Origin of the sequence: Veillonella seminalis (assembly GCF_003992065.1) — a bacterium.
Lineage (GTDB): Bacteria > Bacillota > Negativicutes > Veillonellales > Veillonellaceae > Veillonella_A > Veillonella_A seminalis.
On record NZ_RQUZ01000002.1, the window covers coordinates 41881 to 63265 of the forward strand.

Sequence of the window (21385 nt, forward strand, 5' to 3'; positions counted from 1 at the left end):
TTCTTAGCGACCGTTTTTAGCTGCTTTAGCGCGAGCGGCACGATCCAAAATAGTTTTACGCATGCGAATGCTGTGCGGTGTAACTTCTACCAATTCATCATCGTTAATCCATTCCAAAGCCTGTTCCAAGCTGAAAATACGAGGCGGTGTCAAACGAACAGCTTCGTCAGAAGCGCTGGAACGCATGTTGGTAACATGTTTTTTCTTACAAGGGTTAACGTCCATGTCGGTTTCACGAGAGTTTTCACCGATAATGCGACCGGTATATACCGCTTCATTAGGCCTTACGAATAAAGTACCGCGATCCTGTACGGAGTTCAAGCCGTAAGGAGTTGTTTCGCCGTCTTCGAAGGCTACCAAAGCGCCGCGGGTACGACCCGGAATATCGCCTTTGAACGGTGCATAGCCATGGTACACATGGTTCATGATACCGTTACCTTTAGTGCTGGTTAAGAATTGAGCTCGGAAACCGATAAGACCACGTGCCGGAATGATGAATTCCAAGCGAAGGTAGCCGGCCAATTCGGTCATGTTAATTAATTCGGCTTTACGAGCGCCCAAGTTTTCCATAACGGTACCCATGAATTCCTGAGGTACGTCGATAGTTAAGTATTCCAATGGTTCGCAAAGCTGATCGTTAATGCGTTTGTAAATTACGCGAGGTTTACCTACCTGTAATTCATACCCTTCACGACGCATAGTTTCGATTAAAACAGCCAAATGAAGTTCGCCGCGACCGGATACTTTGAATGCGTCCGGAGATTCGGTTTCTTCTACTTTCATAGATACGTTGGTTTCTACTTCTTTGAACAAACGATCACGTAAATGACGGCTTGTTACATAATCCCCTTCGCGACCGGCGAATGGAGAGTTGTTAACGGAGAATACCATGGCCAAAGTAGGTTCATCAATAGTAATAGCCGGTAATGCTTCAGGATGTTCCGCATCAGCTACGGTTTCACCGATGTTAATGTCTTCGATACCAACAAAAGCGGTAATATCACCCATAGCAGTTTCATCGGTTTCTACACGGTTCAAACCGTTGTAAGTGTAAACACGACCGATTTTTGCTTTACGAGTGCTTTCACCGTTCATGATAACAACCGGTTGGTTAGTTTTCATACGACCGCGTACGATACGACCAACGGCGATTTTGCCAACATAATCATCATAGTCAAGAGTTGTAACCATGAACTGCAACGGACCGTCAATGTCACCCTGCGGAGCCGGAATTTCTTTGAGCAATATTTCAAATAAAGGCTGCATATCTTTGCCTTCGTCTTCCATAGACAATTTGGCAATACCGTCACGAGCAGATGCATAAACAACCGGGAAGTCCAATTGATCGTCATCGGCTTCGAGTTCCATGAAGAGTTCCAATACTTCGTCTTCTACTTCATGAACGCGTTGGTCCGGACGGTCGATTTTATTGATAACTACGATTGGTTTTAATTTCTGTTCCAAAGCTTTACGAAGTACGTATTTAGTCTGTGGCATCGGACCTTCAAAAGCGTCAACCAACAACAATACGCCGTCAACCATGTTGAGTACGCGTTCTACTTCGCCGCCGAAGTCAGCATGGCCCGGGGTGTCAACGATGTTGATTTTTACGCCGTTGTGCATAACAGCCGTATTTTTAGACAAAATCGTAATACCACGTTCTCTTTCAAGATCGTTAGAGTCCATAACACGCTCTGCCACTTTTTCATTCTCTCTAAAAATATGGCTTTGTTTTAAAAGGGCGTCCACCAAGGTTGTTTTACCATGGTCAACGTGTGCAATAATTGCAACATTACGAATATCTTCGCGAATCATGTATGTATGCCTCCTGTTTCGCTATAAACATATTAACTATATCTAAAGGTATAGCTTAAAGTGTCAATCTATTAAATAACAGTTAATTATAACACAGCTTACACCTTTTAACAACTTTCTAAAAACTCTTTGACGGTCGGATTGTCTTTTAAGGCTTCAATTTCTTCCGGGGACGGAATTTTCACCTTATCCCGATCTACATTAACGAGACATAAAAATCCTACATAATCGCCCTTATTGGCGCGGAACTGATGAATCGTATGACTTGGGATTTCAATAAAGTCGCCTACTTTTACATCCACCACATTTTCACCCAATAAACATTGCCCATGCCCTCTGAAAATCATAACCATGTGAGTATGTTCATGGTGTTCTAAGGTCGAATAACCACCCGGTTTTACTTCAAAATAACGAAATTGGCAGGGAATGTCGAAAGCGCCGTCAAACAGCACCTGACGAGTCACATCCTTAAAGGGACTGCCGTCCTGTTTATAGACTAACGTGTCTACACCCTCCCAATTAAAGGTTTCATTGTCAAACTTTTTAATCATGATTAACTCCTCAACGCTAAGGACTGCCAATACGCTTAACGCAAAAAACGTCCGTTACCCTCGCAACGGACGCATCGCTATTTTACTTAAACATACGTTTTAAAGAGCCCATGAGCCCGCCGCTTTCATGAGCATGAGTTGCTTCGGAAACGGAAGCTACTTCAAAGCCCGTTGCATCAATGGCTTCTTTAATGGCAGCAACATTTACTTTGCTGCTGTCATAGGAAATAGTTACATCTTTGGATTTCAAATCCACATCAGCAGACATAACGCCCGGTAAACCGAGTACTGCTGTTTTTACTGTATTTTCACAATTACTGCACATCATTCCCGGTACAGTGAATACCTGCTGATGAGCATGACCTGTACTGCCGCAACCACAATCTTTACACATAGTGTGTTCCTCCAATCTTCCGATTCACAAAGTGAATCTGTAAATACAATTAAGAATTTATAACGATTTAGTCGCAAAAGCCTCCCCGGGCCTGACGGCATAGGGAGGCCTTATTATCAATTTATTCTATTTCTTTATGTTTTTTATCATTAACGGCGCCCGCTTCCACGTCAATCGTTTCCACTTTAGCCACATCAGATACTTTTTCTTCTTTTTCTTTTTTCTTATCAGAGCTTACGGCATCTTTGAATTCATTGATACCTTTGCCAATGGCTTTGCCCACTTCCGGTAGCTTTCCCGGTCCGAACACAACAAGCGCAATAACAAGCACCAAAATTAATTCTTGTGTTCCGAAATTAAACATAATTTTCACCTCGTTTAGCTACAATAACAATCATTTCTATTTACAGTGTAACATGAAACTCCACTAAAATGCTATAGAAAATGTCATAGCGAATTGTCAATTTAAGTATTAATTTTTAGCGGCTTTATCTACATACCATGTTACGGTGTCCTGTGAGAGTACAGCGCCAGGAAGTACATGACCGATACGATCCTCCCATGAGTCATCCATATACTCTTTACGCTGACGAAGCACGCGGCCGAGTGCTGCCGCCTTAGATTCACCGACTACGGTAAACCATACGTTTTTCGCTTTGGCCAAAAACGGGAATGACATGCTCACGCGCTGCCAAACCTTGCCATCCGTTACAGGAATTACATTTCGTTTCTTTTCGTTGAGAGCCTCTGAACGGGCAAACAAAGAAGCTGTATGACCGTCATCACCAAGGCCCAACAAAGCCAAGTCTACGCCTTCTTTTTCATTCGCGCTGAGCACCGTTGCCACTTCTTTTTCATAAGCGTCAGCCGCTTCTTCCACCGTACCGCTGTTAGTAGGCACCGGATAGAAATGACTACAACCGCCGATAGAGGCAAAAAGGCGTTCTTTCGCACGATAAAAATTATTATCCGGATTAGATTGCGGTACAAAACGTTCATCCACCCAGAGGAAGAATATATTTTCCCAATCCAATTGCTTACGATATTCGTCGGTATTAAGCAACTCAAATAAAGTATTCGGCGTTGTACCGCCGGAAATAGCCACCACGCAAGTCCCCGTTTCGGCAATACACTGATTGGTGTAAGCGATAAAATCTTTCGCCACCGCTTCCGCTACTTCTTGAGCCGTTTCAAATGAACGAATTAAATCTTGCGCCATTGTAAGGAACCTCCTTCTAAGATTTCATTGGTTTCTTTCGGTCCTTCACTGTAAGCCGGATAGAAACAAAGCGGCACATTATCCAAATCGGCTTCCCACGCCCGCAATAACGGCATAAATAAACGCCAGGAAGCTTCTACCGTATCATTGCGAACAAACAAAGTCTGATCGCCCAGCAAAGCATCCAAAATCAAGCGTTCATAAGCATCCGGAATATCTTCTCCCTGCATAAAATCACTGTAGGAGAAATCCATTTCCAAAGTATTTACGCAAAGTTTGGAACCCGGTGATTTAACTTCCAAAGATAAACCCATGCCTTCATGCGGTTGCATGCGCAATAACAACACATTTTGGTTAAAGTCCTTCGGACGAATCGGTTTAAAAATCGAATGCGGAATCGGCTTAAACGTAATAGCGATTTCACTGGATTTTTTAGGTAAGCGTTTGCCTGTACGCATATAGAACGGCACGCCGCGCCAACGCCAATTATCGACGAAGAGTTTTAGCGCCACATAAGTTTCTGTTTGAGAATTCGGTGCTACCCCTTCTTCTTTACGATAACCTACGGCCGGACGTTCCGAGTCAACAGCTTCGACATATTGACCGCGAACAGAGATTTTGCCGAGATCTTGTCCTTCCAACGGACGAATGGACGAAATCAATTTGGCAATTTCATCACGATATGCATCAGCTTCAAAAATAGCCGGCGGTTCCATGGCAATCAGGGACAACATCTGCACCATGTGGTTCTGGAACATATCACGCAAAGCACCGGCTTTATCATAATAACCGGCACGTTTTTCAACGCCTAATTCTTCCGCTACCGTAATTTCCACTTTTTCAATATAGGTGTGGTTCCAAAGCGGTTCAAAAATTGCATTGGCAAAACGAAGCATCAAAATATTCTGTACCGTTTCTTTGCCCAAATAATGGTCAATTCGGTAAGTCTGTGATTCTTTAATATAACGTTTCAAGGATTTATCAAGTGCTACAGCACTTTCCAAATCATGTCCGAACGGTTTTTCAATAATAACACGGGACCAAGCATCTTCCTCTTCGAGCAAGCCCTGTTCCGCCAAACCTTTTACAATCGGTTCAAACATTGTCGGCGGCATAGCCAGATAAAATAATGCATTGCCTTCGGTACCGTGTTCTTCACTGACACGTTTAAGCTCAGTTTCAAGCTGTTCAAAGGTAGCCGATTCCGTATACTGGCCGGCTACGTAAGAGAACTTTGCCAAGAACTCATCCGTTACGGTATCGCCATTAGCGGCCATAGCTTCACGCACTTCTTCTTGAAATGCTTCATTGGTCATTTCCGTGCGAGCCACGCCGATTACGGCAAATTTTTCAGGCAATAGTTTACGCTCAAACAAAGCATATATAGCTGGTAACAATTTTCGTTTAGTCAAGTCACCGGAAGCACCAAAAATGACGATGGTGCCGGGGCCCGGAGCCGAGTCAACACAGAGCTGTTCTCGATAGTTGTACGAAACTGTCATTGGTTGTGCACTCATTGTTTGTAATCTCCTATTACTATAGAATATCATTCATAAGCTTACTCTAGCACAAAACTGCAAGAACTTCAATATATGGGTATCGGGAGGCCATTATTTGACAAAATTTTTACGGCTTTTCCGCGATTAAGATTGAATATATTATGTATATACAAATAACCGCCCCAAACTCGAACAAGTCCGGGGCGGCTATTATATAAATGTCATTCAAACCAAGTTCAGCCTGCACAGGTTCACATGAACCTGTTTAAAGCTATATATCTCAGCTTTAAGAATTTTATTTAACTTCAACCTTAACGGCACCGTATTTCTTAAGACTTTCAGCTTCTTCTTCGGCTTGTGTCTTATAGTTTTGCGGAATTTTTGCCAAACGAATCCAGCTGCGAATGGCTTCTACCAATACGATAACAATCATGAGGAACATGACAACACTGAAGGCAACCAAGGTCCATTTGCCGGCCGGAATGTAACTGTAGAATACGTTTTCATAATCGGCGGCAATAGCGATGATAGCCATAAAGAAACATGGTACACCGGTTACCCAAGCGTAACGTTTGTGGCCGAGACGCATAATTACCGTAGTACCTACGGCTAAGGTCATAGTACCGAGCAACTGGTTGGATACACCGAATAGAGGCCAAATGATACCGATGTTACCTTGTAATACGAGGTAACCCCACATGAGGCAAATTAACGCAGCACAACCATATACCCCCGGTGCCCAGTTAACGTTTTCAAGCGGTTTGTAGAAACGACCCAACAATTCTTGTAACAAATAACGACCTACACGAGTACCGGCATCGATCAAAGTCATAATAAATAAAGCTTCGAACATGATGCAGAAATGGTACCAGTAACCCATGAGATGATCCATATTAGGCAAGCGGGAGAAGATGTGCGCCATGCCGACAGCCAAGGAAACAGCGCCGCCCGGACGGTGCATTAAATCTTCGCCGACCATCTGAGATAAGGCCGGTAATTCATGGACTTGAAGTCCTAATGCTTTGAAAGATTCAGCCGTGGAGTTAATGGCAAAATAGTCATCAGGATGTAAAGCGGTAGCGGCAATCAAAGCCATCATGGCAATGAATGCTTCGGTAAGCATAGCACCGTAACCAATAGGTAAGATTTCTTTTTCGTTAGTAATCATCTTAGGTGTTGTACCGGTAGCAATTACTGTATGGAAACCGGACAAAGCACCGCAGGCGATGGTAATGAAAATGAATGGGAATACAGAACCTTTAAGTACAGGACCGCCGCCGTGAATGAACTGGGTAACGGCCGGCATTTGGATAATAGGCATTACGATGATAATCCCTAAAGCCAACGCACCGATAGTACCGATTTTTAAGTACGTGGATAAATAATCACGTGGTGCGAGCAATAACCAAACAGGTAATGCGGCCGCAAAGAACCCGTATACAGCCAACATAATTTCGATGGTCTGTAAGTCATAAAGGAACCAGCTTGCATAGGAAGAAGCGGCTACTTGAGGACCGTAAATAATAGCTGCAAAGATAAGTACTACACCGATAACCGTAGCTTCCTGAATTTTGCCGGGACGAAGCCAGCGTAAATAAATACCTACAAAAATTGCGATTGGAATCGTCATGCTTACGGAGAAGAAGCCCCATGCGGAGTTATGAAGCGCATTGGCTACTACTACGGCCATACCAGCCAACGTGATAATCAAAAGGAACAAGGTGGCAAGCATGGCACCGACACTGGCCAAATTGGAAATTTCTTCCTTCGCAATATCGGCAATGGATTTGCCGTCGTAACGAACCGACGCAAACAGAATAACCATGTCATGAACGGCACCGGCTACAACCGACCCGATCAAGATCCATAATAAACCCGGTAAATACCCGAACTGTGCGGCAATAACAGGACCTACCAAAGGACCTGCACCGGCAATGGCCGCAAAATGGTGACCGAATGTTACCCACTTATTGGTAGGCACATAGTCATGACCGTCGTTATGAACAACGGCCGGTGTCGGACGGAACTGGTCCAACACGAGTACCTTGGCGGCTAAGAAAGCCCCATAATAGCGGTAAGCTAAAACGAGGATGCACGCCGAGGCGATTACAATGTACAACCCATTCATTTCCACAAAAAACACCTCCAATGTCTTAACAACATTGCAGGCGAAGGTTCGTATCATAAATAATAATAGCTGATAAGAAATACGTCCGTCACAGACAATGTTGTCACCCTAGTAGAAATATCTACGACCTTATTGTAACGCGTCTGATTGGAGTGTCAATTATCAAATATGAATAATGCAATCCTAATATTACATTATAGTATGTGATTATCAAAAAATTGCCTAAACGATTATCCCGATGATTTCAGTAGGAATCAAGTGTTTACTGATTCTATGATTTAAATGTATAGAAAACTTTATTAATTTTTAATATAATATTCAATAATAAAATGACCTGAAGTCCTTATAAATAGACTTCAGGTCGCAGTTTTTTATCTAAAAATCGTATCGTCCACAGTTAGGACTAATATTTTTTCACGTATATCTTCAGCGTCAAATAAATCACGACAATCCAACACATCTTCCACTTGAAGATTTACATGATTAAGCAAAAATGCTTCGGTTTCTTCATACGAATAGTAGAAAAAGAGTCGCATGCGCCGCGTTTCTTGATAAACAGAGTCGAATATATTCGCCAATACCCGCTTCAAAGTATGTAAGGCAAAAGGATTAAAGAAAAAGCAACAATCAGCTTCTTTCGGTACTTTGAAAGTAACCGCATCATCATGAATAAATTCTACACGCTTACCGACCACGGCTGTCTTTTGATTGGCCAAAGACCGTTCCCATAAACGCTCATCAAATTCCACGCCGATACAACGGCAGCGAGTTTCATGAGCCAAGAAAAAACTGACCCGACCTTTACCGCTGCCATAATCAATAAGAACATTATGTTTGCCGATATAGCCCGTACTTATCAAACGTTCAAGCACCGCATAATCAGTCGGCTCATACGGATGATGTTCGCCGTCAAACTGACTGTCGTCACGACCGGCCGTCTTAATATTAAGCAACCGTTCCCATGCTTGTTCATCCATACGCTACTCCTTTATAACTTACATAATTCTGCAATCAACTTATTCGGCACTCTTCACTATCTTCGACGAAATCATTGATTCCGTGCCGTCATGTTTCTGACGAATAGATGCAAAAACAGCACCGGAAATATTATGCCATACGCTGAAAGTCGCCCCCGGTAAAGTAGCCAACGGATTCATAGCAAAATGGAGGGTTGCCAGCGATACGGCGAGCCCGCTGTTTTGCATACCTACCTCGATAGTAATAGCGGTTTCTTTAGCATAAGAAACACGCAATACTTTAGCCGCCGTAAGTCCTAAAGTCATGCCGATAAGATTGTGCAAGATTACAACCGCCAAGACCACCAGGCCGGCCGTAAAAATCTTCGTCACATTCACCGAAATAATTCCGGCAATAATCATAACAATGGCAACGGATGATACCAGCGGCATAGTAGCCAATAATGCTTCCAATTTTTTACCGAAGAAATGATGAATGGCAATCCCCACCAACACAGGAATCAGAACAACTTTAACGACGGACAATACCATGGCTAAAAAAGATACCTCTACCCAAGTACCGCCCAACGAATAAATCAAAAACGGTGTCAATAAAGGAGCCAATAAAGTCGATGCAATGGTCATGCCTACAGACAAAGCCACATCACCTTTGGCAATATAAGTAATTACATTGCTGGCCGTGCCGCCGGGGCAACAGCCTACCAAAATGACGCCGATAGCAATATCCGTCGGCAAATTAAGTGCCTTACACAGCACGTAGGCCGTGAGTGGCATAATCGTATATTGTAACAATACACCGCCCAAAATTACTTCTTTCGGATTGGCGAGCACCATTTTAAAATCCTTAGCACGAATGGAGAGCCCCATGCCGAACATGGCGACGCCCAAAAAGACCGATGTATAGCTTACGGTCCAACTGAACACAGACGGCGTTATACACGCCCAAATCGTAAACGCAATGATAATCACACCGATATACTTAGTCACAAAGCCGGTCAGGCTTTTTAATGTCGAAAGCAACGGTTTCATAAAATCACCCGCCTTATTTAAATAGCCTTGTCAGCCGGATTAAAACTGAAATTATCAATCAAGCGTGTTCTACCGATATAAACGGCCATAGCAACCAACACAGGACGATCGATAACATCTACATCTTCCATGGTCAACACATCGACCGCTTTAATATATTCGATTTTGGCAAGCGGTTCATCGGCTACAATATCCGTCATAACCGACAATAATTTTTCTGCCGGCATCCCTGCTTTAATATGGTCTTGGCCATAAAAAATCGCACGAGACAGACAAAGAGCCGCTTCGCGTTCTTCCGGTAATAAATAGGTATTGCGCGAAGATTTTGCGAGGCCGTCTGCTTCGCGGACAATCGGACAACCTACGATTTCAACCGGACTGTTCAAATCTTCTACCATCTTACGGATAATAGCCAATTGCTGGGCATCTTTTTGACCGAAATAGGCTTTATCCGGTGTAACAATGTTAAATAATTTGGTGACTACCGTGCAAACGCCGTGAAAATGAACCGGACGCGATACACCGCATAAATGCTCATTCATATCCTTAACTACAACGGATACTTTCGCATCCGTATACATTTCCTTAGGATCCGGACGGAACATCAAATCGGCACCCATTTCTTCACATAAAGCCGCATCACGAGCTTCATCGCGCGGATAGGAATCAAGATCTTCGTTAGGACCGAATTGGGTCGGATTAACAAACGTAGATACCACCACATGGTCATTATCCGCTACCGCTTTTTTAATAAGCGATGCATGACCTTCATGTAAGAATCCCATAGTGGGTACCAAACCTACGGTTTCACCGGCACGACGCCATGCTTTAACCGCGTCGCGTACTTCTTTAATCGTTGTTACTGTTTTCATATATTTTACGTCCTTTCACAAGTATGTTTGTGAAGATAGCTCTGCTCTGACAGCACAATTACTTCATATCGGCCAACAAACCATGTTTTTCGTAATTTGTTACCCTTACAATGGCATTCTTTTCATCCACAAACACCACGGACGGTTTATGAGTTTTAACTTCTTCATCGCTTAACTGTCCATAGGCCATAATAATAACCGTATCGCCCGGACAAGCGCAGCGAGCGGCGGCACCGTTCAGACAAATCACACCGCTACCGGCTTCGCCGCTAATCGTGTACGTCTGAAAACGTTCACCGTTATTTACATTTACAATATCTACCTTCTGGTATTCCAAAATACCGGCAGCTTCGAGCAGTTCCGTATCTACCGTAATACTGCCCACATAATCTAAAGCGGCTTGAGTCACCGTTGCGCGGTGAATTTTACCCGCTAATACTTCACGTATCATGTATATCTCCTTTACTGTTGTCTCAAAATAAGACAATAAAAAAACGGCGTTCGAGGAGACGTATCCATCGAACACCGAAAACAGACAAACTAAGCCCTTCCCTGTATTAGACATTGCCACAAGCGGCGATTGCCCATACGTAAACGGCTGTTTTCATACATGAAGCATTGTGTGTCAGATAGAGTATAGTTTCCACAGAATACTATCTCCCACTGCAGTATACCATAAAATCCGGCGGACACCTAGTCTTCACTTTGAATATTACGCATAAAAAAATTCTATCGTGCCATAGCAGGATAGAATTTTTAAATACAGTTTATTATACAATTTTCTTCTCAAAGTAAATCGTATGATGCTTTTTGCCCGGCAATTGAGTCACTTTAGTGATATTAAAGCCCATGCTCAAGTACATATCTTTGAGCCACGGATGGGTATCGGCCGTGCCCAAGGTCACGAGCGGCGATTTCAGTTGATCACGCAATATAGCCGTTTCTATCCACGCCAGCATTTTCTTGGCATAGCCCTGTTTTTTAAAACGGGGCGATGTGACAAAATGACCGATATGAGGGAATTCACGAGGTCCCGGATTGGGTCCCCACGGCATACGCAAAGTAATGGAACTGGCCAATTCACCGTCGACAAAAAGGCCGTAGGTAGGATGCGTTTCACCCCAAGCAATGGCTTCCGTTTCCGTCATGTGACTGGCTGAAAAATCTACGCCCACTGCCAAATTACTGGCATAGCCATCGATGAGCACGTTGTAATAGGCCGCCCCGTCGTCCTTGGTCAGTTGGCGATAGGTAATCCCCACCGGCACCGTTTTAGTTACTGTGGCGGTCGCTTTAACTACCGTATTGGCCGTTTTAGCATCAGTCGGTTGACTCATATTACATAGTCCTCCCGCTGGCCTAAAAAGCGATTCAGGAATTGACGGGTACGATCTTCACGCGGATTGCTGGACTGGAATGGTGAAAAATCAATTGGGCAGGCATTCATTTTACGGGTAAAATGTATCTCTGCTCTGGCTTCTTCAATGGATTTATCTTTAATCATAATCTCTCTCCTCATTTAATTATAAATTTTTTAAATCCTTCTTTTTAAATAGGATTAACTTACAAAAAAATTAAACACACAAAACATGTATGTGTCTTTATTACATTTTACCCTGTTAAAGAATTCCTTTCAATAAAGTATGAATAAAAAAAGACCGACAATTCCATAATTGCCGGTCTTTAATATTAACTAATCCGATTCGGTCGTAAACGCTTTCATACTCAATAAAGAGGCCACATGTTCACCCACTACCAAGACAGCTATAGGCCACATACTATGACCACCGCCGATACCTACCAGCGGTGAGGCAACAGCACCGGCCAAGAAAGAAATAACCCCTAACCAACCGGAAGCACTGCCGGCCATCCCTTTATGGGCATTCATACCACTGGAAAAGCTGAGTGGTAAAGTACAACCGCAACTGAAAATTACGAACGCCAAAGCAATCATAATAAACCAAGGACTCTGTGGTTCTATGGCTGCGATTACCAAGAGAATTAATCCTAATATGGCACCGCCAACATTGCCCCACCACAATACAGTGCGCTCCCCGAGACTCTTACTGATACGCCCGAATATCTGTGCCCCCAAAGCCAAGCAACCGGATCCGACGCCAAAGAAAATACTGAACTCGGTAGGCGTAAAACCGTACAGTCCTTCCATAATAAACGGAGACGCACCGATATAGCCGAAAAGCCCCATGGAAGCAAAACCTTGTACCAAGAAATAACCGCGATAATTTCTATTATTCCACAAAGCCGACATATTACGAACAGATTCTTTCAGCCCGCCTTGCAAGCGTCTCTCTACCGGCAAAGTTTCCGGTAACACAGCCATAGACCATACAGCACCAATGATACCGCAAGCCGTTAATAATAAGAAAATAGCTTCCCAATTCCAATATTGCAGAATTAGACCGCCAATAACCGGTCCCGCAATAGGTACAACGGATGTAATTAAAACCAACAAGGCAATAAAACGCGTCAATTCATTGCCCTTATGCGTATCACTGGCAATAGAACGACTCAACACAATACAACCAGCTCCGGCAACCCCCTGCACAAAGCGCCACACGAGAAATTCTGTCAATGTTGCAGCCGTGCCACACAAAAATGAAGCTATAGCAAAACCGATAAAAGACACCATAACAGGCTTACGACGGCCTACACCATCGCTCCAAGGCCCGATTAAAACCTGCCCCAAAGCCAGACCGATTAAACAAGTGGTCAAACTAAGTTGGCCACCCGATGCGGTTGTACCTAAATCTCGGGCAATAGTCGGTAAGCCCGGTAAATAAATATCCGTACTTAACGGCCCGATAGCCGCCATAAAGGCAACTAACACGATAACAAATGTATTCATACGCAACACCTCTCTCGCAATATAATAAATAGCCGGCCAAGCGTATACTATAAATCTCACTCAGCTTTTATTTTATGTAAATTATTTTATATATATTAAAAAGCTTTTTACCGTTAAATGTAAGAAGCCTGTTATCTTAGCTATAGTATTAAAAAATGAGGATTCCATTAATGGAATCCTCATTATATGTCTCAGCACTGCATGTTAACTGCAAAATCGAGTCATGTATCACCTAAACTGCATTGTGAAATATTATGACGCTGATTATTATTTGTTTTCCCAAATATCTACACGACGGTTGTCGGCACGACCTTGATCAGAGTCATTGGAAGCTACCGGATCATTTTCGCCTTTGTAGTTAAGTACCAACTGAGAAGCCGGTACGCCTTGGCTCTGTGCATAAGCTGCTACATTGTCAACACGGCGTTGAGAAAGAGCATTGTTGTAACCGTCAGTACCGCGGGAGTCAGTGTTACCTACCAATTTGAAAGTATGGGTTGGGTTAGCTTTAGCTACCTGTACAAAATGATCTAATTTAGATTGTTCAGTGCCAAGTGGTTGATCTTCGTCAAAACCGAAGTGAACGCTTTCTAAATAGTAATCATTGCGTTGTACCGGAGCTTGTTGTACTACAGGCGCAGCTTGAGGCTGTGGCTGTGGACGATAAACAGGTGCTGCCGGTGCCGGAGCAGGAGCTTCTTCACTGCTACCGCCAAAACGATAAGAAAGACCGGCAATGATACCTTTGTAGCTGATGTTGGCATCATCAAGAGCACCGAAATCACATTTATCAGTCAATTTAGTGTTTACATAACGATAACCTACATTTACATCTAAGTCAGGCGTAATACCGTAACCGAGACCGGCTTCCCAAATTGTCGTATTCTGAGTACCGATAGCGGCTTTACCGTATACATCCAATTTGTCGGTAATAGGTGCTTTACCGATAATACCGATTTGAGCTACATTATTAGTTTGAGATAAATTGTCGCCATCAGCAGTTACTTTGTTTTTAATACGATTATAACCTGCATAGGCGGCAAAGTTTTTATTAATGGAATAAAGTGCATTCACTTCCTGAGCATTACCATCGGTACCGATACCATCTTTCGCATCGGTTTTCAAACCATAGTAATTGTATTGAACAGCCCAGCGATCATTCAAGCCGTAAGTTACGACGCCGGTAAAGTTCCATTTATTATCGGTAGTAAAATCACCACCTTCGCCGACAAGTTTATTGGCATCAGCACTGGCTTCAGTATTCCAAGCCCCCAAATCAACCTGCCATTGACCTTCTTGCCATTGAGTTTGTGGTGTAGCAAAAGCTGCGGATGTCACAGTTGCTGCTACAACAGCTAATAATAATGCACGTTTTTTCATAATATCTCCTCTTTTCTTAATCAATCGTAATATTCTATAAATATCATATTTATAACTTCATTATAGATTTTTTTCGATATAAAATCAATAGGATTTGAATGAATAAAGGATTAAAGAGTAAAGTTAAAGTATTACGATAAAACAATAATTTCCGCGGATAAAAAAAGAAACCCCACAAACCGAGGTTTGTAGGGTTTTCTGTTTGTAATCGAAAATTAACGTTTCGAGAACTGGGATGCCTTACGGGCTTTTTTGAGACCGTATTTTTTACGTTCTTTCATACGTGGGTCACGAGTCAAGAAGCCGGCTTTTTTAAGGGACTGACGAAGTTCTTCGTCAACGCCCAACAATGCACGGGAAATACCGTGACGGATTGCACCTGCTTGACCGGATGGACCGCCGCCTTCAACGCTGGCGATTACATCATATTGTTCAACCGTACCGGTAAGGTTAAGCGGTTGTTTTACAATCAATTCCAAAGTCTTACGACCGAAGTATTCGTTTAATTCACGTTTATTAATCGTGATTTTACCTGTGCCCGGTACCAGACGAACTCTGGCAACGGAAGATTTTCTACGGCCTGTACCGTAGTACTGAGCTACTGCCATGTGTATGTTCCTCCTCCCGGAAATTACCGAATATCAAATTCCAAAACTTCAGGTTTCTGAGCTGCATGTGGATGTTCAGGACCTGCATAAACGTTCAATTTACGATAAATTTGAGCGCCTAATTTGTTCTTAGGAAGCATCCCGCGAACTGCCATTTCCACAATGCGTTCAGGGTGTTTTGCCAACATGTTACCAAGGGTAACGAATGTGGAACCACCCGGATAACCGGAATGACGGAAATACGTTTTCTGTTCTAATTTTTTACCTGTGAAACGAACTTTCTCAGCGTTGATTACGATAACGTGGTCACCGGTATCAACATGTGGTGTGAAAGTTGGTTTATTTTTGCCCCGAAGAACTTTAGCTACTTCGGCAGCAAGGCGTCCTAAAGTTTTACCTTCAGCGTCAACAACATACCATTTCCGTTCGATAGTGTTCGGATTGGCCATATATGTGGTTTTCATGCTGCTAATTCCTCCTCATAACGACTAACTTTACCAAAAAGCATCCTGCTCTCTTTCCGGGGCTAATGGAATAAGATTCAAATGCTTACCGAAATATTATACATGGTTTGACAGAGTGGTGTCAACCACATTTTAACATTTCCCGATATAATAATTTTTGGCTCAAATAGAAAAACCTAGATATAGGTTCCTACCCATTCGAGCCAAACCTTATTTAAAATTTTGTTGCGACGGCACAAATTAAATCCGCTTAATTCTATGATACTTCTTAATTTTGTGCGTCTTCACCGATAATGCGCACTTCGGTTTCTAAATTCACGCCATGGGCTTCGGCTACGCGAGCCTGCACACTATGGATTAAATTTAACACATCTTTAGCCGATGCCTGACCTTTGTTAATAACAAAGCCCGCATGTTTCTGGGATACTTCCGCATCCCCTACGGCAAGGCCTTTAAGACCCGTCTGCTCAATCAAAGTCCCCGCAAAATAACCCGGTGGGCGTTTAAAAGTTGAGCCGGCACTGGCATATTCGAGCGGTTGTTTGCTTTGACGACGCTCCGTCAAATCTTCCATAAGGGCTAAAATTTCATCCTTATCGCCCTCTTTTAAACGGATATCCACTTCGCCGATAATTTCATGACTTTCGTGAAAACGGCTGTGACGATAAGCGAACGCCAATTCATCCGCCGTGTATTCCGATACGTGACCGCTCATATCAACGGCGCGAACCTTACTCACCACTTGGCACATCTCGCCGCCATAGGCACCGGCATTCATAAATACGGCCCCGCCCAAAGTGCCCGGAATACCGATAGCAAACTCCATGCCGGTAAGCCCGGCCGCATAAGCAAATTCCGAAGCGTCTTTTAACATATAGCCTGCACTGACAGTCATCACACCGTCAATAGCCGCCATGGTTTCACGCATATCACTGAGTGACAACACGACTCCGCGAATACCGCCATCGAGCACCAAGACATTGGAGCCGCTCCCCAAAACGGTGAGCGGTACATCAGCTTGATGAATCGCCGCCATAACTTGACTCAATTGACTCATAGTTTGAGGCGTCACAAAAATATCGGCAGGTCCACCGATTTTAAAGGTTGTATGGGCAGCCAACGGCTCATTGCAAAGCAGTGAACCGGGCGCTACAATTTGCTGTAAATCAGTATAAAGAGCTTGTAAATTACTGTTTAGCTTTTTCAAGAATTTTCATTCCTTCTGTAATAGGTTCACTGATAATACGATAAATGTCATTAGAAACTTGAGTCCAACGCACATGCGCCTGTAAATAAGCTTGAGCGCCGGAGTTAGCCTGAATCATAGGCATCAATTCTTCTAATTTTTTACCGATTTCTTCCGCTTCAGGAGCTTCGGCCATTTTAGCGTATTCCCATTGCATCTGTTGCATCAAGAACTGTTCAATCAAACCCTTGGCGGTGCTGTCACCTTCAACAGCAGCCTGAGCCGTCATCAATGCTTTATATTCTTCGCTTTCACGCATCGCTTTTTGTAATTCGTAAGCCTTATCATAGTTCATAGTATTAAACTCCACCTTTCATTGTTAAATGACCAAAATTTTTTAAATCCGGAAAATTCAGCTGACGCATTGCTTCATAAGCAATAATCGCCACCGAATTGGATAAATTAAGGGAACGGGCTTCCGCTATCATAGGGATGCGAATCGTATGGTCGTAATTCGCTGCCAATAACTCTTCCGGTAACCCTTTTGTTTCTTTACCGAACACGAGCATATCACCAATCTGATACTCTACTTCGGCATATGTATGTTTAGCTTTCGTCGTCGCATAAAAATAACGACGGTCGGGATATTTATCGTATACTTCCTGCAAGTTTTCATGAACCTGTACATCCACGAGATCCCAATAATCGAGACCGGCTCGTTTTAAATATTTATCTTCCAACTTAAACCCCAAAGGTTTTACCAAATGCAAGGTCATGTGATTGGCCGCACAAAGGCGGGCAATGTTTCCCGTATTGCCGGGAATTTCCGGTTCTACCAATACAATTTCCATAATACACTCTTTTCTGTCATTTAATCTATTTGATCTAACATCTTATTTTACCTAATTATAGAGTATGGTTCAAGTGTTTATTAAGTATGACACAGTATATATTTGAACAACAGCATATACCACCGTACGCCCAAAAACTATACTTCTGGGCGCTTCGGATTAATAAAATGACCGCTCTTGCCGCCCTCTTTTTCAATTAAATATACCGGTCCCATAACCATGCTCTTATCGATGGCCTTACACATATCATACACGGTAAGGAGCCCCACCTGAACAGCCGTCAAAGCTTCCATCTCAACACCGGTTTGCCCCGATGTTTTCACCGTAGCTTCAATCCGTACGGCACGGCGTGTTTCATCAAGTTCACAAATCACCGCTACCTTAGTGAGCATAAGGGGATGGCACAAGGGAATTAAATCGGATGTCTTTTTAGCGCCCATGATAGCCGCCAATTGTGCTACCGCCAACACATCGCCCTTTTTCATCGTACCGGCCTTAATGCGTTCATATATTTCTTCATTAACCAAGATGTAGCCTTCCGCCACCGCCGTCCTGGACGTAACGGCTTTTTCACTTACATCTACCATGCGTGCATTACCGGCTTCATCAAAATGTGTCAATTCCATAATGTATCCTCAACTCATGAATTTTTACTTTAAAACAATGTATTGTCAGTAATTCGAATCTTCGACTAATTGATTCTTATCCGTAAAATTTATGTAATTCAATCTATTTCTATGGTATCATTAATTATAACAGTAGTCTAATATTTAAATCATAAGGAGGCGTCTTTTATGGAAGTCAAATTAACGTATTACGGTCATGCAACCTTTATGTTATCCAACGGTGAAACAACCATCGTATTTGATCCTTTTTTCAACGGGAACACCTGGGAAAAAGCTAAACCGGAAGATATCAAATGCCAATACATTGTCATCAGCCACGGTCACGGCGACCATTACGGCGATGCCGACCTTATCGGCAAAGCCAATAATGCCCTTGTTATTTCCACCGCCGAAGTAGCTCACAAAGCGGAAGAAGCAGGCCTCAAAGCTCACGCCATGCACCTGGGCGGCAAGCATGATTTTGAATTCGGTTCCATCCGTCTTACCCCGGCCTTCCACGGTGCCGGTATTCCGGGCGGTCATGCAGCGGGCGTTATCGTTACCTTCTACGGCAAAACCTTATACTTTGCCGGTGATACTGCATTCTTCAGCGACATGCAATACTTAAATCGCTTCGGCAAACTTAATTATGCGCTTTTGCCAATCGGTGACAACTTCACTATGGGTCCTGAAGATGCCTTATTGGCAGCCTCTTTAATTAAAGCTGACGTAACTATTCCGGTTCACTACAAAACCTGGCCGGTAATCGACCAAGATCCGGATGCGTTTGTGGCAAAATTAGAAGCGGAACATCATCAAAAAGGACTCGTGGTAGAACCGGGTTCCACAATCGTTCTATAATCGTCAAAATTTCTATATCGAAATTTTCTATTTTGTTTAGTTGAATTTCGAAGTCGGAAAAACTTTTATACTATTTCTAATAATCGACTTTTCAAATTTCAAACAGCAAAATTCAAAAAAAGACCAAAAAGGAGCTGACCTCAATGCCAAACATCGAGATCGAGCTCCTTTTTAGTACTTCATCTATTTTAATGCATACATACCATTACTTACAACTTACAATTAAATTCGATGTATTCATTACTTGTATTATGAATAGGCTAAATATAGCTACAACTACTATAGACATTCATATCATTTCGATTACCTATGGGTACCTTATTTTTCGCTTTTATCGACTAGCGGGTCATATTTTTCAAAAAAATCGGCCAACTGTTTGCGCAGTTGTTGACGCTGTGACGGCTTCAAGGCGTAACGTTTGCCATTAAAGGCTACTTCCTTGTTCTTAATAACAGCCCATAAGTCGTAAACCGGAGGTGCACTAGGCTTAACCTCAGCCAATTCATCTAAGGATACACCATAATATACGGCTAATTGCTTTAACGTTTCCAAATCGGGCTCACGATAACCGGTTTCATAATTGGAAAGAGCTGCATTGCTAATCCCTACACTATGTGCTACTTCCAATTGGCTTTTACCCGTCCTCGTACGAACTCGTTTAAGATTTTTATATAAAGCCATACTATCACGCCCCGCTTCATTGGCCTATCATATACTACTCAAAATAGAAAAATTCTGATATTATTATACACCTATTATTCAACAGGCGTAAATAATTTGATTACAAACTTCACAAATTGATGAATTTTATCTCAAATGAGCAAATGCTTTTTGACCAATATCTTTGCGATACTGACGCCCTTCGAAGCGTACTTTGGCCACTCGTTCATACGCTTTATCGAGTGCCTTTTGCAAATCATCTCCGAGGCCTACAATACCGAGTACACGACCGCCGGCCGTTACATAATGACCATCTTTAAACGAGGTGCCCGAATGGAATACCAAGGTATCTTCCGTAAAGCTTAAATCGCCGTCAATTACATCATCCTTATGGGATGTTTCCGGATAGCCGGCAGACGCCAAAATAACACAGGCTGCACTGCCGTCACGCCAACTAACCATATCTTCGGTTAAACGACCGTTTTCACAAGCCATCATAATTTCGCCTAAATCGCCGTCCAATAAAGGCAAGACAACTTGCGTTTCCGGATCGCCGAAACGCACATTAAATTCTACCACTTTAGGTCCTTCCGGGGTAATCATAAGACCGGCATACAGACAGCCCACATATGGCATACCTTCTGCTTTCATGGCCTTAACCATCGGCACCAGCACTTTATCGTAAGCTTCTTTTAATAAAGCCTCCGTCATAACCGGCGCCGGTGCATAGGTCCCCATACCGCCCGTATTAGGTCCTTTATCACCGTCGAAAATTCGTTTATGATCTTGCGAAGCGATCATCGGCACTACTGTAGTACCATCCACAAAGGCCAATAAAGATGCCTCTTCGCCGACCATGAATTCTTCAATAACAACGATATGACCGGCATCGCCGAAACGATTAGCCGAGAGCATATCATCAACGGCGGCTTTCGCTTCTTCCACCGTCATGGCTACAGCTACACCCTTGCCGGCAGCCAAACCGTCCGCTTTAATAACGATAGGTGCCCCGGTTTCATCGATGAAAGCTTTTGCTTTGGCCGCATCATCAAATACACCGTAAGCAGCAGTCGGAATGTCGTATTTTTTCATGAGGTCCTTGGCAAATACTTTAGAGCCTTCCAATTGAGCCGCTGCTTTGGAAGGGCCGAATACGGCAATACCTGCCGCACGCACCGCATCAGCCAGGCCTGCCACGAGCGGAGCTTCCGGACCGATGACAACAAGGTCAATCGCTTCTTTTTGTAAAAATTTCGTTACCGCAGCAAAATCCTGCCAATCAATGGCTACACATTCTGCCACATCTTCCATAGCTTTGCTGCCCGGAATGGCATAGACTTTAGTAACCGAATCACTTTGAGCCAATTTCCACGCTAAGGTATGCTCACGACCGCCGCCACCAATTACACAAACTTTCATA

General features: G+C 43.2%; 24 protein-coding genes. 1 reads left to right on the plus strand and 23 read right to left on the minus strand.

Translation table 11 applies throughout. The annotated features are described in order from the left end of the window. Positions 1-3: 3 nt before the first annotated feature. The 21 genes from typA to moaC form a co-directional block, all read right to left on the minus strand. Positions 4-1815: a translational GTPase TypA gene (gene typA / locus EO126_RS01625; RefSeq protein ID WP_127007164.1), complete on the minus strand. Its 1812-nt coding sequence runs from the start codon at positions 1813-1815 to the stop codon at positions 4-6. Positions 1816-1922: 107 nt separating this feature from the next. Further along, entirely contained in the window at positions 1923-2366 is a 444-nt protein-coding gene (locus EO126_RS01630; RefSeq protein WP_006555791.1) for a cupin domain-containing protein, read from the minus strand. An 82-nt stretch (positions 2367-2448) separates the two neighbouring features. Continuing rightward, on the minus strand, positions 2449-2760 hold the full coding sequence (locus tag EO126_RS01635) for a heavy-metal-associated domain-containing protein (RefSeq protein ID WP_127007166.1): 312 nt from the start codon (positions 2758-2760) through the stop codon (positions 2449-2451). A 121-nt stretch (positions 2761-2881) separates the two neighbouring features. Next, a complete protein-coding gene (tatA, locus tag EO126_RS01640) occupies positions 2882-3124 on the minus strand; it encodes a twin-arginine translocase TatA/TatE family subunit (protein WP_006555789.1) in 243 nt (80 codons plus the stop codon). A gap of 108 nt (positions 3125-3232) precedes the next feature. Beyond that, positions 3233-3979, minus strand: a complete 747-nt coding sequence (gene pgl, locus EO126_RS01645) for a 6-phosphogluconolactonase (RefSeq protein WP_127007168.1) — start codon at positions 3977-3979, stop codon at positions 3233-3235. Then, a complete protein-coding gene (zwf, locus tag EO126_RS01650) occupies positions 3964-5496 on the minus strand; it encodes a glucose-6-phosphate dehydrogenase (protein WP_127007170.1) in 1533 nt (510 codons plus the stop codon). The genes pgl and zwf overlap by 16 nt, the downstream gene beginning before the upstream one ends. 277 nt (positions 5497-5773) lie before the next feature. After that, entirely contained in the window at positions 5774-7606 is a 1833-nt protein-coding gene (locus EO126_RS01655; RefSeq protein ID WP_040771028.1) for a carbon starvation CstA family protein, read from the minus strand. 371 nt (positions 7607-7977) lie between these two features. Further along, positions 7978-8583, minus strand: a complete 606-nt coding sequence (locus EO126_RS01660; RefSeq protein ID WP_127007172.1) for a class I SAM-dependent methyltransferase — start codon at positions 8581-8583, stop codon at positions 7978-7980. Positions 8584-8622: 39 nt separating this feature from the next. Then, positions 8623-9612 carry a bile acid:sodium symporter family protein gene (locus EO126_RS01665; protein WP_006555784.1) on the minus strand — a complete coding sequence of 330 codons (990 nt, stop codon included), beginning with the start codon at positions 9610-9612 and terminating at the stop codon, positions 8623-8625. A 17-nt stretch (positions 9613-9629) separates the two neighbouring features. Next, positions 9630-10484, minus strand: a complete 855-nt coding sequence (gene panC / locus EO126_RS01670; protein WP_006555783.1) for a pantoate--beta-alanine ligase — start codon at positions 10482-10484, stop codon at positions 9630-9632. Between the two features lie 58 nt (positions 10485-10542). After that, positions 10543-10935 carry an aspartate 1-decarboxylase gene (gene panD / locus EO126_RS01675; protein WP_006555782.1) on the minus strand — a complete coding sequence of 131 codons (393 nt, stop codon included), beginning with the start codon at positions 10933-10935 and terminating at the stop codon, positions 10543-10545. A 319-nt stretch (positions 10936-11254) separates the two neighbouring features. Further along, positions 11255-11821: a GNAT family N-acetyltransferase gene (locus EO126_RS01680; protein WP_127007174.1), complete on the minus strand. Its 567-nt coding sequence runs from the start codon at positions 11819-11821 to the stop codon at positions 11255-11257. Next, positions 11818-11988, minus strand: a complete 171-nt coding sequence (locus EO126_RS10790; RefSeq protein WP_206168753.1) for a hypothetical protein — start codon at positions 11986-11988, stop codon at positions 11818-11820. Before EO126_RS10790 ends, EO126_RS01680 begins: the two co-directional genes overlap by 4 nt. Positions 11989-12177: 189 nt before the next feature. After that, a complete protein-coding gene (locus tag EO126_RS01690) occupies positions 12178-13350 on the minus strand; it encodes a multidrug effflux MFS transporter (RefSeq protein WP_127007176.1) in 1173 nt (390 codons plus the stop codon). A gap of 267 nt (positions 13351-13617) precedes the next feature. Then, a complete protein-coding gene (locus EO126_RS01695) occupies positions 13618-14730 on the minus strand; it encodes an OmpA family protein (protein WP_006555778.1) in 1113 nt (370 codons plus the stop codon). A 215-nt stretch (positions 14731-14945) separates the two neighbouring features. After that, complete coding sequence (gene rpsI / locus EO126_RS01700) at positions 14946-15338, minus strand: 30S ribosomal protein S9 (protein ID WP_006555777.1); 393 nt, start codon at positions 15336-15338, stop codon at positions 14946-14948. Between the two features lie 23 nt (positions 15339-15361). Next, positions 15362-15802, minus strand: a complete 441-nt coding sequence (gene rplM / locus EO126_RS01705) for a 50S ribosomal protein L13 (RefSeq protein WP_006555776.1) — start codon at positions 15800-15802, stop codon at positions 15362-15364. Between the two features lie 268 nt (positions 15803-16070). Then, a complete protein-coding gene (gene murB / locus EO126_RS01710; protein ID WP_006555775.1) occupies positions 16071-17009 on the minus strand; it encodes a UDP-N-acetylmuramate dehydrogenase in 939 nt (312 codons plus the stop codon). After that, entirely contained in the window at positions 16990-17343 is a 354-nt protein-coding gene (locus EO126_RS01715) for a YlbF/YmcA family competence regulator (RefSeq protein ID WP_006555774.1), read from the minus strand. The genes murB and EO126_RS01715 overlap by 20 nt, the downstream gene beginning before the upstream one ends. A gap of 4 nt (positions 17344-17347) precedes the next feature. After that, a complete protein-coding gene (trmL, locus tag EO126_RS01720) occupies positions 17348-17839 on the minus strand; it encodes a tRNA (uridine(34)/cytosine(34)/5-carboxymethylaminomethyluridine(34)-2'-O)-methyltransferase TrmL (RefSeq protein WP_006555773.1) in 492 nt (163 codons plus the stop codon). A 137-nt stretch (positions 17840-17976) separates the two neighbouring features. Continuing rightward, complete coding sequence (gene moaC, locus EO126_RS01725) at positions 17977-18465, minus strand: cyclic pyranopterin monophosphate synthase MoaC (protein WP_006555772.1); 489 nt, start codon at positions 18463-18465, stop codon at positions 17977-17979. A gap of 168 nt (positions 18466-18633) precedes the next feature. On the opposite strand from moaC, the gene EO126_RS01730 reads away from it, so the two are divergent. Continuing rightward, the gene (locus EO126_RS01730) at positions 18634-19305 is read left to right on the plus strand and encodes a metal-dependent hydrolase (protein WP_006555771.1); all 672 of its coding nucleotides are present in this window, start codon (positions 18634-18636) and stop codon (positions 19303-19305) included. 318 nt (positions 19306-19623) lie between these two features. Here the strand turns inward: EO126_RS01730 and EO126_RS01735 are convergent, their stop codons facing one another. Both EO126_RS01735 and purD read right to left on the minus strand, forming a co-directional pair. Further along, complete coding sequence (locus EO126_RS01735; RefSeq protein ID WP_006555769.1) at positions 19624-19986, minus strand: helix-turn-helix transcriptional regulator; 363 nt, start codon at positions 19984-19986, stop codon at positions 19624-19626. Between the two features lie 126 nt (positions 19987-20112). Further along, positions 20113-21384 carry a phosphoribosylamine--glycine ligase gene (purD, locus tag EO126_RS01740; RefSeq protein WP_006555768.1) on the minus strand — a complete coding sequence of 424 codons (1272 nt, stop codon included), beginning with the start codon at positions 21382-21384 and terminating at the stop codon, positions 20113-20115. Position 21385 lies beyond the last annotated feature (1 nt).

Excerpts from the sequence above, each read along its gene's own strand:
- typA (WP_127007164.1), bottom strand. The coding sequence starts at position 1,815 with ATGATTCGCGAAGATATTCGTAATGTTGCAATTATTGCACACGTTGAC.
- EO126_RS01630 (WP_006555791.1), bottom strand. The coding sequence starts at position 2,366 with ATGATTAAAAAGTTTGACAATGAAACCTTTAATTGGGAGGGTGTAGAC.
- EO126_RS01635 (WP_127007166.1), bottom strand. The coding sequence starts at position 2,760 with ATGTGTAAAGATTGTGGTTGCGGCAGTACAGGTCATGCTCATCAGCAG.
- tatA (WP_006555789.1), bottom strand. The coding sequence starts at position 3,124 with ATGTTTAATTTCGGAACACAAGAATTAATTTTGGTGCTTGTTATTGCG.
- pgl (WP_127007168.1), bottom strand. The coding sequence starts at position 3,979 with ATGGCGCAAGATTTAATTCGTTCATTTGAAACGGCTCAAGAAGTAGCG.
- zwf (WP_127007170.1), bottom strand. The coding sequence starts at position 5,496 with ATGAGTGCACAACCAATGACAGTTTCGTACAACTATCGAGAACAGCTC.
- EO126_RS01655 (WP_040771028.1), bottom strand. The coding sequence starts at position 7,606 with ATGAATGGGTTGTACATTGTAATCGCCTCGGCGTGCATCCTCGTTTTA.
- EO126_RS01660 (WP_127007172.1), bottom strand. The coding sequence starts at position 8,583 with ATGGATGAACAAGCATGGGAACGGTTGCTTAATATTAAGACGGCCGGT.
- EO126_RS01665 (WP_006555784.1), bottom strand. The coding sequence starts at position 9,612 with ATGAAACCGTTGCTTTCGACATTAAAAAGCCTGACCGGCTTTGTGACT.
- panC (WP_006555783.1), bottom strand. The coding sequence starts at position 10,484 with ATGAAAACAGTAACAACGATTAAAGAAGTACGCGACGCGGTTAAAGCA.
- panD (WP_006555782.1), bottom strand. The coding sequence starts at position 10,935 with ATGATACGTGAAGTATTAGCGGGTAAAATTCACCGCGCAACGGTGACT.
- EO126_RS01680 (WP_127007174.1), bottom strand. The coding sequence starts at position 11,821 with ATGAGTCAACCGACTGATGCTAAAACGGCCAATACGGTAGTTAAAGCG.
- EO126_RS10790 (WP_206168753.1), bottom strand. The coding sequence starts at position 11,988 with ATGATTAAAGATAAATCCATTGAAGAAGCCAGAGCAGAGATACATTTT.
- EO126_RS01690 (WP_127007176.1), bottom strand. The coding sequence starts at position 13,350 with ATGAATACATTTGTTATCGTGTTAGTTGCCTTTATGGCGGCTATCGGG.
- EO126_RS01695 (WP_006555778.1), bottom strand. The coding sequence starts at position 14,730 with ATGAAAAAACGTGCATTATTATTAGCTGTTGTAGCAGCAACTGTGACA.
- rpsI (WP_006555777.1), bottom strand. The coding sequence starts at position 15,338 with ATGGCAGTAGCTCAGTACTACGGTACAGGCCGTAGAAAATCTTCCGTT.
- rplM (WP_006555776.1), bottom strand. The coding sequence starts at position 15,802 with ATGAAAACCACATATATGGCCAATCCGAACACTATCGAACGGAAATGG.
- EO126_RS01715 (WP_006555774.1), bottom strand. The coding sequence starts at position 17,343 with ATGAACTATGATAAGGCTTACGAATTACAAAAAGCGATGCGTGAAAGC.
- trmL (WP_006555773.1), bottom strand. The coding sequence starts at position 17,839 with ATGGAAATTGTATTGGTAGAACCGGAAATTCCCGGCAATACGGGAAAC.
- moaC (WP_006555772.1), bottom strand. The coding sequence starts at position 18,465 with ATGGAATTGACACATTTTGATGAAGCCGGTAATGCACGCATGGTAGAT.
- EO126_RS01730 (WP_006555771.1), top strand. The coding sequence starts at position 18,634 with ATGGAAGTCAAATTAACGTATTACGGTCATGCAACCTTTATGTTATCC.
- EO126_RS01735 (WP_006555769.1), bottom strand. The coding sequence starts at position 19,986 with ATGGCTTTATATAAAAATCTTAAACGAGTTCGTACGAGGACGGGTAAA.
- purD (WP_006555768.1), bottom strand. The coding sequence starts at position 21,384 with ATGAAAGTTTGTGTAATTGGTGGCGGCGGTCGTGAGCATACCTTAGCG.